General features: G+C 65.8%; 14 protein-coding genes. 7 read left to right on the top strand and 7 right to left on the bottom strand.

Translation table 11 applies throughout. The annotated features are described in order from the left end of the window. The 3 genes from ABDW59_RS24080 to ABDW59_RS24070 form a co-directional block, all read left to right on the top strand. The coding region (locus ABDW59_RS24080; protein ID WP_343633939.1) for a hypothetical protein at positions 1 to 249 on the top strand (249 nt) is incomplete at its 5' end. Between the two features lie 4 nt (positions 250 to 253). Continuing rightward, positions 254 to 841 carry a GNAT family N-acetyltransferase gene (locus ABDW59_RS24075; protein WP_343633937.1) on the top strand — a complete coding sequence of 196 codons (588 nt, stop codon included), beginning with the start codon at positions 254 to 256 and terminating at the stop codon, positions 839 to 841. Between the two features lie 170 nt (positions 842 to 1,011). Further along, entirely contained in the window at positions 1,012 to 1,245 is a 234-nt protein-coding gene (locus ABDW59_RS24070) for a hypothetical protein (RefSeq protein ID WP_343633935.1), read from the top strand. A gap of 3 nt (positions 1,246 to 1,248) precedes the next feature. On the opposite strand, the gene ABDW59_RS24065 is transcribed toward ABDW59_RS24070, so the two are convergent. The 7 genes from ABDW59_RS24065 to ABDW59_RS24035 all read right to left on the bottom strand — a co-directional run bounded on the left by ABDW59_RS24065 (position 1,249) and on the right by ABDW59_RS24035 (position 6,500). After that, complete coding sequence (locus ABDW59_RS24065) at positions 1,249 to 2,142, bottom strand: CPBP family intramembrane glutamic endopeptidase (protein WP_343633933.1); 894 nt, start codon at positions 2,140 to 2,142, stop codon at positions 1,249 to 1,251. 126 nt (positions 2,143 to 2,268) lie between these two features. After that, a complete protein-coding gene (locus ABDW59_RS24060) occupies positions 2,269 to 3,735 on the bottom strand; it encodes an amidase family protein (protein ID WP_343633931.1) in 1,467 nt (488 codons plus the stop codon). A gap of 16 nt (positions 3,736 to 3,751) precedes the next feature. Then, on the bottom strand, positions 3,752 to 4,132 hold the full coding sequence (locus ABDW59_RS24055) for a RidA family protein (RefSeq protein WP_343633929.1): 381 nt from the start codon (positions 4,130 to 4,132) through the stop codon (positions 3,752 to 3,754). Positions 4,133 to 4,211: 79 nt separating this feature from the next. After that, a complete protein-coding gene (locus tag ABDW59_RS24050) occupies positions 4,212 to 4,820 on the bottom strand; it encodes a DUF308 domain-containing protein (RefSeq protein ID WP_343633927.1) in 609 nt (202 codons plus the stop codon). Positions 4,821 to 4,958: 138 nt separating this feature from the next. Beyond that, positions 4,959 to 5,489, bottom strand: coding sequence for a hypothetical protein (locus ABDW59_RS24045; RefSeq protein WP_343633925.1), 531 nt, complete (start codon positions 5,487 to 5,489; stop codon positions 4,959 to 4,961). A 336-nt stretch (positions 5,490 to 5,825) separates the two neighbouring features. After that, positions 5,826 to 6,077 carry a hypothetical protein gene (locus ABDW59_RS24040; RefSeq protein WP_343633923.1) on the bottom strand — a complete coding sequence of 84 codons (252 nt, stop codon included), beginning with the start codon at positions 6,075 to 6,077 and terminating at the stop codon, positions 5,826 to 5,828. Between the two features lie 183 nt (positions 6,078 to 6,260). Then, entirely contained in the window at positions 6,261 to 6,500 is a 240-nt protein-coding gene (locus ABDW59_RS24035) for a hypothetical protein (protein WP_343633921.1), read from the bottom strand. A 220-nt stretch (positions 6,501 to 6,720) separates the two neighbouring features. Here ABDW59_RS24035 and ABDW59_RS24030 point away from each other — a divergent pair, with 220 nt between their 5' ends. The 4 genes from ABDW59_RS24030 to ABDW59_RS24015 all read left to right on the top strand — a co-directional run bounded on the left by ABDW59_RS24030 (position 6,721) and on the right by ABDW59_RS24015 (position 10,591). Beyond that, the gene (locus ABDW59_RS24030; RefSeq protein ID WP_343633919.1) at positions 6,721 to 8,130 is read left to right on the top strand and encodes a PLP-dependent aminotransferase family protein; all 1,410 of its coding nucleotides are present in this window, start codon (positions 6,721 to 6,723) and stop codon (positions 8,128 to 8,130) included. Positions 8,131 to 8,270: 140 nt separating this feature from the next. Then, complete coding sequence (truD, locus tag ABDW59_RS24025; protein WP_343633917.1) at positions 8,271 to 9,290, top strand: tRNA pseudouridine(13) synthase TruD; 1,020 nt, start codon at positions 8,271 to 8,273, stop codon at positions 9,288 to 9,290. A 132-nt stretch (positions 9,291 to 9,422) separates the two neighbouring features. Beyond that, on the top strand, positions 9,423 to 9,758 hold the full coding sequence (locus ABDW59_RS24020) for a hypothetical protein (protein ID WP_343633915.1): 336 nt from the start codon (positions 9,423 to 9,425) through the stop codon (positions 9,756 to 9,758). Between the two features lie 518 nt (positions 9,759 to 10,276). Continuing rightward, positions 10,277 to 10,591: a hypothetical protein gene (locus ABDW59_RS24015; protein WP_343633913.1), complete on the top strand. Its 315-nt coding sequence runs from the start codon at positions 10,277 to 10,279 to the stop codon at positions 10,589 to 10,591. The last annotated feature ends 74 nt before the right edge of the window (positions 10,592 to 10,665 follow it).

Below are 10,665 nucleotides of genomic sequence, written 5' to 3'. Positions count from 1 at the left end.
TGGGCCGTGTCCGCGCGCAGCGTGTGGGAGGCCATCGAGATCGGACCGGAGGCGCTGTCGCTGATCAGCGCGAAGGAGACGGTCTCGATCGCGCGGCAGGACATCGTCAAGCTCTCGCTGGACAAGCGGATCCTGGTGATCAAGTGGCAGGCGCAGCCCAAGGTGAGGCTCGCGGTGATCGGGAAGGAACGGTTCAGCGCGCAGGCGTGGGAAGAGCTGCAGACGGCGTTGCAGGGTTGGGCGGTGTAGCGCCGTGGCGATCGATCCGATTCTTCGCAATGTCGAGCGGGAGCTGCACACCGATCGCTTGACGCTGCGCGTGCCGCGGTCTGGCGATGGCGAGCGGGTTCACGAGGCTGTCGTGGAAACACTGGCTGATTTGCGGGCCTGGCCGGCTTCGTTGCCCTGGGCAATGGCTGAGCCGACGGTGTCGGCCTCGGAGACCTTCTGCCGGGAGAGCGCGGCGGCCTTCATCAAGCGGGCGGAGCTGGTGTATCTGGTGTTCGACCGCGAGGATGACTTGCTGGCGGCGGTGAGCCTGCACTCGATCAATTGGTCGGTGCCGAAGTTCGAGCTGGGTTTCTGGTGCAGGACGAGTCGTCAGCGTCAGGGCTACATGGCCGAGGCTGCGGGTGAGCTGGTGCGCTATGCCTTCGAGGCGCTCGGCGCGCAGCGGGTGTATGCGCTGCCGGATGATCGGAACGCCGGTAGCCGGGCCGTGTGCGAGTCGGTTGGAATGGTGCTCGAAGGCGTGATGCGGAATGAGCGCGTGACACCGGAGGGCGGGACGCGCGATACGTGTGTCTATGCGCGGGTGCGGGCGGGGTCGGGGGTAAGCTGACTTCCTGTACTGCGGGAGTCGCCATGACACCTCGAGAACGATACGAGTCATCGGCCGCGGCGTGGCACGAAGCAGGCCGTCCCGCCTCATCGCTGCCTGGCGGCTATCGCCTCATTGCCTTGCGGTGTTGGGCTCACAGCGGCGGCGCCCGCAATGAAGGCTTCTCCAGCGTGCTGCAGGAATTCTTGGATGCCGCGAATGCCGCGCAGCGTCGTGACTGGCTGGACGCCTACTTCTCGGACCAGGAGTTCGGCCGCGGATGCGGGGAGAGCTATCGATTCGAGAACGTCTCGTTCTGCACCGCCTGCGGTCGGACCTATTGCTATCGGTGCAAGGGAGATCAGCCGCTGGCGGCGAATGGGAATGCGGCGTGCGTTTGCGGTGATGGAGAGGTCGTGGGCTGAGGTCTAACCCGCCGCGCCGTTGAATCGACCGCGCCGATGCGCGAGGTTCAGCAAGACCCCTGTCATGACCAGGCAGAGGGCGACCGCCACCACGGAGCCTTCAGCGCCAAAGGCACCGCCGGTCAACCAAGCCGGGCCAGTCAATGTGCCGTGGAGCCATGACTCCCCGGTGTGACCGGAGACCGCGATCGAGAACACGGCACCCTGCACGAAGTTCCAGGCGAAATGCAGTGCGGCGCACATCCAGATTCGACGAGTCAGCAGGTAGGCCGCTCCAAACAGCAGACCGAGTTCCAGCCCGAGCAGGATGCCGATCAGCGGCGTGGCGCCCTCATTGCCCAAGTGGGCCAGACCAAAGAGAAGGCTGGAAATCGCCAGTGCCCAAGCGGCGCCAAAGGAACGCTCGAGCAAGCGCAGCAGGATGAGTCGGAACAGCAGTTCCTCGACCAGCGCACCGGCAACCAGCTTCGGCGCCATGCTCACGAGCACGGCGCGAAGGTCGTCGAACGTCCCAACGGCTTCCAGCGAGTACGCGCCCAAGACCGTCAGGATCGCCACCACGCCAGTGAAGAGCAGGCCCCCCAGCAGCAGACCGGCGAGCAGCTCGACGCCAGCGCCTGAAATGGAAAGCTCCCGCGCGGGTCGTCGTTCCCAGAACCGGACGTAAGCCCAGTACGCGGCGACGAGGACCAATGCCTTGATCAGATTGCGCCACTCTCGCAGGCCCGGATCGGGCAGGAGGAGCATCGTGCAGATATTCGCTGCGATGAATGGGATGGCAATGAACAGCAGGGCGGCGAGCCAGGCGCCTGCGGTTGATGCGCCGAATCGCTGAAGCCACGGCGCAGAGCTCGTCGGCGATACAGCTGTTCCTGGTTTCATTCCGGAAAGGTCCATGGTGCGACGCAGAGACTGCGCGGTGAATTGATCGTGGCGGCACTCTGCCCAATCCAGAAACCGGCCCCCACCGCTCGGCGACAGGCTGCATGTCACGAGGGTTGAACTGCAGGCATCGGCCTACGCTCAAACGATCGGATCAATGGGAGATGCCGGCGTTCCGCGAGCCTCAATGGCCTTGCCGGCCAGGAGGCACAGATCTTCCCGGTAGTGACTGGCGAGAATCTGCACGCCGACCGGTACCGCGCCGACCAGGTCGGTGGAGACGGCAAGCCCAGGCAGGCCCAGTGCCGGCGGCGCTCTCATGGGCAGTTGAGCTCGCCACACGCGCTCGAAACCGGCCTGTCCCTGCAGATCGAGTCCGTCCTGGAAAGGCAACTCGCCAGAGACCGGCAGGAGCAGTACCGGATATTCGGTGAAGAACCGCCGCCAAGCTCGTTGCACGGTGGTGCGCATCACCAACGCGCGGCTGACGATATCGCCGGGCAGCGCCTCGGCCATGCCCCTGACCGCATTGACCACGGCGAGCGCGGCCGTATCGCCGTCGCGCTGAGCGGCATCGACGAGCTTGGCGAAGCCGTCGCCAAGCCACAGCTGCATCTGCACGTCAGCCGCCTCTCGCATGAGCGGCACATCGTCGATCTCCGTCACGGTCCACCCGGCGTCAGAGAGGCGTCGTGCCGCGTCCCGCAGGGCCGTTTCGACGTGCCTGTCTATCTCCATTCCCCCGGGGCGAAGGCACATCGCCGCAACCCTTGGCGTCTCGGGCCCCTCGAGGGGCACCGGCACCCACCAGGGATCGCGCAGATCGGGCGCCGCCATGGCCGCGAGGCCGACCCGAAGGTCGTCGATCGTTCGGGCCATCAGTCCCGTGGACGACATCATCTGCGGGCCGATGGGGCGCTCAGGAGAGGAGGCGTTGTAGGCGGGAACCCGCCCGAGCGTGGGCCGTAAGCCATGAATGCCGCAGGCGTAGGCCGGATAGCGCAGCGATCCGCCGATGTCCGTGCCGACGGCGAGCTGTCCGATGCCGGCGGCGACGGCGGCGGCACCACCGCCCGACGAGCCGCCAGGGGTCAGCGCGGAACTGCGCGGATTGCGGGTAGAGCCGTCGAGCGAATTGCTCGTGAACCAGCGCAGCGCGAAGGTCGGCGCGTTGCTGCGTCCCAGCAGCACCGCGCCTGCACGCACCAGGTTCTCGACCGCGGGACTGTTCACCCTGGCAACGAAGTCCTTCTGAAGGTGGGTCCCGTTCGTCGTCGGGAAGCCCGCCATGTCGACATTGATCTTGACCGTCACCGGAACGCCGGCCAACGGCCCCACGTCCTCGCCGCGTCCGATCCTGCGATCCAGCTCATCTGCCTGCGCGAGCACCTCTTCGGGGCGATGCGCCACCACCGCGTTGATTCGCGGATTGACCTCGTCCAGTCGCTTCAGCGCATCCGCCGCGGCCTCCCGAGCGGAGACCTTACGCAGCCGCACCAGCTGCGCAAGCTCGGTCGCAGGAAGCCGCCAGAGTTCAGACGCGGCCCGCGTGATTCGCGCATCGTCCCCGGCTGCATCCGTGGACGTGCTCTCAACATCGTTCTTCATTTCTGGATCCGGAGCCTCACAGCGCGACGACGCACTCGACCTCCACCAGCGCCCCGCCGGCGAGTGCCGCCACGCCGACCGTGCCGCGCGCGGGATAAGGCTTCTGGAAGTACTCCGACATGACGGTGTTGAGGAGCGCGGAATGGGCAAGGTCGGTCAGGTAGACATTGACCTTCACGACGTCGTCGAAGGTCGCGCCGGCTGCCGTGACAACCGCGCGGAGGTTCTCGAAGACCTGCCGGATCTGCGACTCGGCATTCCCGTCGACCATCTTGTTGGTCCGCGGATCCAAGGGGAGTTGGCCCGACAGCCAGAGGGTGTTGCCAGCGCGAACCGCTTGGGAGTAGATGCCGATGGCAGTCGGTGCATCGGATGTCGATATGGGTTGCTTGTGCATGGGGTGTCCTTGGATTGCTCCGACGTGGAGATGCATGGGTGGCTGAAAGGGTTCTGCAGTCGAGCCGGCGGTCCGGCGATCAACGAACGAGGTATCGGGACCCGCGCTGGCGGCGCGAGCGCCATGCCAGCAGTCCCGCCTGGATGACGAAGAAGCCACCGCCTCCGGTCGCATAGACCGACAGCACGACCAGGGACGGCATGGGCCCTGTGGCCTGGATGCAGTACGTGATGCCGACGAGAAAGGACAGGCCACCGGAGATGAGCATCGGCCACTGCTGGCCGAGTTCCTGGCCGCGCCTGCGAATGCCCAGCGCGAACTGGGCCGCACCGGCGATGGCGGCCCAGACGCCGAAGGCGGCGAGCACGGCGGCGGGCCCGTACGCTGAAGCTGCGACAGTGGCGATCGCCGCAAGCGTGCTCAGCGCCGCATTGAAGGCGGTGATGCGGCGCTCCGTGTCGCGCTTCAATGCGCGATAGTCGATCAGCGATGAGACGGCGTCGATCAGCGGATAGCTCACGAGCAATGCCGTCGCCGCGGGGCCCAAGGTCGCGTGTACCCGGGCGAAGGCGGCCGCCCACAACAGCGCGAGCAGGCCGCGGCACAGGTAGAGCTTCGAGAGCGATGCGCGATTCGCAGGTTGACGGGGCATGGAGACCGCGTCAATCGATAGGGGCGTGCGGAGCATGGCGGGCGTTCAGAGGAGTTGACGCATCACACCAGCTTCGACACGGCCTCACCATCGGAGCTAGGTTTGGCTGACCCCTACCAAGGTTTGGGCAGGAGCGGCGCTCGGTTCAGCAGCCCGATCAGAGTCCGCTAGTCCTCATGGCGTTGTTTGGTTCGACCGCTGCTGCTCAACCAGATTCCAGCGCTGTCCGTCGAACCGGTAGGTCTGCCGCTCCCGCATTTCGCGGGTGGGATTGCTGTCGCTGAACAATGCGGTGAATGAAACGGTCGACGCGTCCGGCGCCGCCCAGTCCTCGGCCTTCATGAACACCATCGGCCAGCGCTTCAACACCACATCGCCGGCTGAAGCCCTGTCGTGCCGCTCCGGTGGCAATTGCAACGGCGTGCCCGCACGCCACCCGAGCTGGCGTTGCGCCTCCTCGCGGTCGATCCGGCCATCGGCGAAGACGCGCAAGGTGCGCTCGATGTCGCGTAGGGCTGCCTCGGCGCGAGCCCGGACCGTGGCATCTGAGATGGCAGGGACGTTCAAGCCCAGGGACAACTTGGACACATAGGGTTCCCCGGGCATATAAACACAGCCCGTCGCGCATGCGGCAATCGCCACGGCAGACACGAAGCGACCCATGCCCTTGGAGAAGACTCGTTGGAAGGCTTGTCGAGGATGCATGGCGGCATCGTATCCCTATGATTCGGCCCCGGCTCCATCCTCTCTTGTCTCTCATGCGGCGCTGCTCAAGGACGGGGACGTGGTCGGCGGCTATGACCGGCAATGCGTCGCACCGGGCAAGGTCACCTTGGAGATCTCCGCCGCGATTGGCAGAGCTTGCCTTGGGGCCAACACTCAAATGGAGTGCTGCGTAGGCCGCTACCAGCCTGACGCAGACATCCACCTCCGATCCCCCCAATAAACGCAAACGCCCGGCATGAGCCGGGCGTTTGCTTGAGCGATCGATCTGGCGTCAGCCGATGGATCGCTCCATCGAGACAGCGAAGCCGGTCAGGCTCACTGCGCCGAAGCGATCTGAACGCTGTCCGAGGACGTGTCGCGGCGGCCGGTCACGTAGACCGTGGGCAGCTGCTCGCGCTTGACGGTGATGACCACCGGATCCAGCGTGACGATGGAGGCGCGAATCTCGCGTTGGCCCTGGGCGTGGGCGATGCCGAAGAGCACGGCCAGAGAAGCAATCGCGCCGAAGGCGACGGCCTTGATGGTGGTGCTGGTGGCGGATTGCATGTTGAAGCGGGTGGTGGTCATGTCGTTCTCCTGAAGGCGTTTGCTGTGTCGATGGAGTCAGTGTCGTCATGGACACCGCGTCTTACGAGCGCCAGGAGACGAAGCCACATCCGCACGGCGTGAGATGCATCCGGGGCGGATGAACGGAGCGCGCCGGCCTCGGCGGTGCGGGACTTCAATCCGCCGTGCAGGCGCGCCCGCGCATCAGGAGAAGCCCAAATCGATGCCCAACACCGAGCCCAGCCCGAAGGTCAGCAACAGCAGCAAGGTGAGCAGGACCACGAAGACGACGATCACCGTCCCGGCCGCGCGGAGCACTGCCCGCTGCTTCTCCGTCCCGTTCTCCTGCCTGGCTTTGTCGTAATGCCACTTGATGGCATAGAACATGCCGATGGCCAGCACGCCGAGCTTGAAGATGATGAAGACGGTGGGGACCCATTCCATGATGTCGATGTTCCAGACTTTCCCTTGACGGCAGCCATCTTGGGATGCAAGTCCTCAAGACGCTGATTGGCACTGTGCTCCCCTCCGCTTGGGAAGTACAGATTCAGATTCCTGGAAAAATACCAGATCAGATGGGCGGCTGAGAGGGAATTCGCAGTGGCCGGGCTGTTGCCAATACAGTGCGATCTTCCACGCAGCGAGCCATATCAGCCCCGTCTTCATGAAGCGCTACGAAGTCCTTGCCGATGACTTGGCGGCCTCCATCGCCTCCGGGCAGTTGCGCCCCGGCGACCGGCTGCCTTCCGTCCGCGAAGCCAGCAAGGACCGCAGCGTCAGCCCGTCCACCGTCTTCGAGGCCTACTACCTGCTCGAGGCCCGCGGCCTGATCGAGGCGCGCCCGCGGTCCGGTTACTTCGTCAGCCAGGCGGCGATTCCTCACCCTGAGCCCCACGCGTCGGACCCGCTCGCCGAGGAACGCGACGTCGAGGTGTCGGAGCTGGTGTTCCAGGTGCTCGGGCTGGCGCGCAACCGGGCTGTCGTGCCGCTGGGCTCGGCGTTTCCGAGTCCGACGCTGTTCCCGCTGGACAAGCTGGCGCTGTCGCTGGGCAAGGCCGCGCGCGGGCTGGATCCGTGGCGCACGGTCGAGGATTTGTCGCCCGGCAGCGCGGAGCTGCGGCGCCAGATCGGCCTGCGCTACCTGGGCGCCGGCTGCAAGGTCGATGCGGACGAGATCGTCGTGACCAACGGCGCGATGGAGGCTTTGAATCTTTGTCTCGAGGCGGTCACGAAGCCGGGCGACCTCGTCGCCATCGAGTCGCCGACCTTTTATGGCGCCCTGCAGGCGCTGGAGCGACGCGGGCTCAAGGCCGTCGAGGTGGCGACGCATGCGCGCACCGGCGTGGACGTGGCGGCGCTGGCGGCCGTCCTCGATCGCCATCCGGTCAAGGCGTGCTGGCTGATGCCGAACTTCCAGAACCCCTTGGGCAGCCTGATGCCCGATGCCGCGAAGGCGGCGCTGGTCGCGCTGCTCGCCGAGCGCGAGATCCCGCTGATCGAGGACGACGTCTACGCCGAGCTCTACTTCGGCGCTCGCCCCCGGCCCGCGAAGGGCTGGGACAAATCCGGCCTGGTACTGCATTGCAGCTCGTTCTCGAAGTCGCTGGCGCCGGGTTTCCGCGTGGGCTGGGCGGCGGCCGGGCGGTTCGCGCGAGACGTCAGCCGGCGCAAGCTCATGAGCTCATTGGCCACCCCGGTACCGATGCAGGAAGGCCTGAGCGAGTACCTCCGGCGCGGCGGCTACGACCGGCATCTGCGGCAGCTCCGGCAAGCGCTCGTCACGAACCGGCAGGCCATGCTGAGGTGCATCGCCAAGTGCTTCCCGTCAGGCACCCGCGTGACCCAGCCGGAGGGCGGCTACTGCGTCTGGGTCGAGCTGCCCGCGCGGATCGACGCGCTGGAGCTGCACCGGGTGGCCCTCTCGCATGACATCAGCATCGCGCCGGGGCATCTGTTCTCGGCCGATCGGCGGTTCACGCACCACCTGCGGCTCAACTTCGGGCATCCCGACAACGCGCAGGTCGAGGGCGCGCTCAAGACCTTGGGGCAGATCGCAAAGGCGCTGGTGCGGTAGCGCGGGCGCGCGGTGAACGCGCCGATGTTGACCGACGACGCCACTCCGGTGTTAGAGCGAAAATCGCGGGCTGGGCCGGCCGACCTCCGGGTGCGGCCAGTCAGCCTCCTCCTCTTTCAGCTGGTGCCGTCAGGCCGCTCATGACCGACTCTCCATACACGACCTTGCCGCAGTGGCCCAACGCCTATCCGGCCACCGGCGCCAGCGCCACCTTGAAGCTCCAGAACGAGGACTTCGTCGTCACCGAGCTGCCGCTGCAACTTCCCTCCGGCGAGGGCGAGCACATCTGGCTGGACATCGAGAAGAACGGCGCCAACACCGCTTACGTCGCGCAGCAGCTGGCCGAGGCGGCGGGCGTGCAGGACCGGGACGTGGGCTATGCGGGCCTCAAGGACCGCTACGCCATCACCCGCCAGTGGTTCAGCATCTATCTGCCCAAGGGCGAGACGCCCGACCTGACGCAGCTCCAGCACCCGGAGTTCAAGGTGCTGAGCCAGACCCGCCACGTGAAGAAGCTGCGCCCCGGTGACCTGCAGGGCAACCGGTTCCGCATCGTGCTGCGGGATGTGATCGGCGATCGCGACGCGATCGAAGCGAATCTCCGGGCGGTGGCCTCGCAAGGCGTGCCCAACTACTTCGGTGCTCAGCGCTTCGGCCATGACGGAGGGAATGTCGAGCAAGGCCGAGCCATGCTGGCGCGCGAGATCCGCGTGCGCAACCCGAAGAAGAAGGGCATCTACCTGTCGGCGGTGCGGTCGTTCGTCTTCAACGAGGTGCTCGCGCTGCGGATTCAGCAAGGGCTCTGGGGCCAGGTCTTGCCTGGGGACGTGATGGACGAGCCCGGTCGTCCCACCGGACCGCTTTGGGGCCGCGGCCGAGTGAGCACCACCGATCAAACGCAGGCGCTGGAGAACGGCGTGTCCGAGCGTCATGCCACTTTGTGCGACGGGATGGAGCACGCCGGCCTGGATCAGGAGCGCCGCTCGCTGGTGGCCAGTCCGCAGGACATGACGTGGGAATGGCCGCAGGCGGATCAGCTGGTGCTGACCTTCTCTCTGCCCGCCGGGAACTACGCAACGTCCGTGCTGAATGAGATTCTGCGGACGACGGAGCCGGGGCGGTTTGTGGAGGGGGAGGGTGAGGGGGCGGCGGCTGAATGAGGGTGTGCTCTCAGACAGACCGGGCACGTTGAGACAGAGGGCGGCGAATGCGCTTCCGCGTCACGTCGATTCAAGACGAAGGACTGCCCAGCACCTGGAATGACTGCCAGCTGTGGATGGAAGACTGGCTCAATGCCAACCTGGGCGGCGCTGCGGATCTCGGGCGGCGTGAACGTGCAGGTCACGGTCGTGATCATGGCGTCCGACGCTCTTTTGAGAGAGCTGCGTCCGAGTCGGCTCACGCGTATGGAGGACGGCGGTTCATTGCTGGCGTTGCATGTCGTCATTTCGCCCGATGCGATACACGGATCCGAAGGATCGGAGCACTTGGCGCTTCTGTGCGGAGCGGTCCATGCAGGCCTCCCGGAAGGGCTCATGCGAAAGCCGAAAGGGCTGGATTACGCGAGGCTGCGTCTGGCGATACAGGCTCGTGTCGGGCCATTCATGAATGGCGGGGCCATTGGTTGAGGAGGGAGCAGGATGCGATTGGAGGCTGAGCACGTTGGGGCGGCTTTGCAGCGAAAGCGGACATCGCCCTGAGCGTGCTCAAGAACTAGGATGGCCAGGTTGACACTCGCATGGGCGCCATGAGACCAGCCACGCAGGACTATCTCGACCTCCAACTCCGATTTGCTTCCGCCTATGCAACGCTGACCGGTACCGGGCTGCAGGAGGCTGTCTGTGTTTGCACCAACCTACGGAGACGGTTTGGCCTGGAAGAGGAGGAGGACGCAGGCATGTGGCACCGCTTCGTGAGGGGGCTGCAGCCACCATCTCGCTTGAGCGACAACGTTGCATGGGCCCTGGAGTTCCAGAGAACGTGCCCCTTGCAGCCACCGCCCTCCACTGCATTCGGCTGCTTCAGTTTCCAGCCTCCGGACTCGTATGGAGCGGTTCGCATTCACTTCCGGGACCCTAACAAGGAGCCGAGAGTCAGCCCGCTGGGGCGCTCAGAAGTCGGGCGCCGGCGGGACGAACTTCGTGCCATGTTCGAGCACATCCAGAGGTACCACCCCTCAGCCCGCACGGTGCGAGGAGCCTCGTGGCTGTACAACATCGCGGCGTACAACAGGCTATTTCCGGAGGTCTACTGGCGGTCCGCCGCAGTGGCCCGCGGCAAGCTGAATATGACCGGCGCCTCCACATGGGGCCAGGTGCTTGATTGGCGCGACCAGGTGAAAACCGAAGCGCGGGATGCACTCCTTAATCGGCTCCCCCAGATGAATCCGGAACAACCCTGGAGAGTGTTCCCGTTGCAGTGTCTCGTGCCGGCTGCGCCCATCGAGAGCTTCCTCGGTTAGGCACAGCGGCACGGCTGCCCTCAGCCTCTTCCGACCGCCGGTTCTCTGCCTTAAGCAGCGGCGGCATTGCAGCG

It is taken from the genome of Roseateles sp. (genome assembly GCF_039595295.1).
In the GTDB taxonomy this organism is placed as follows: Bacteria; Pseudomonadota; Gammaproteobacteria; order Burkholderiales; family Burkholderiaceae_C; genus Roseateles.
The sequence above is the reverse complement of the archived record's forward strand: the minus strand, read 5'-3'. Positions and strand labels throughout refer to the sequence as shown.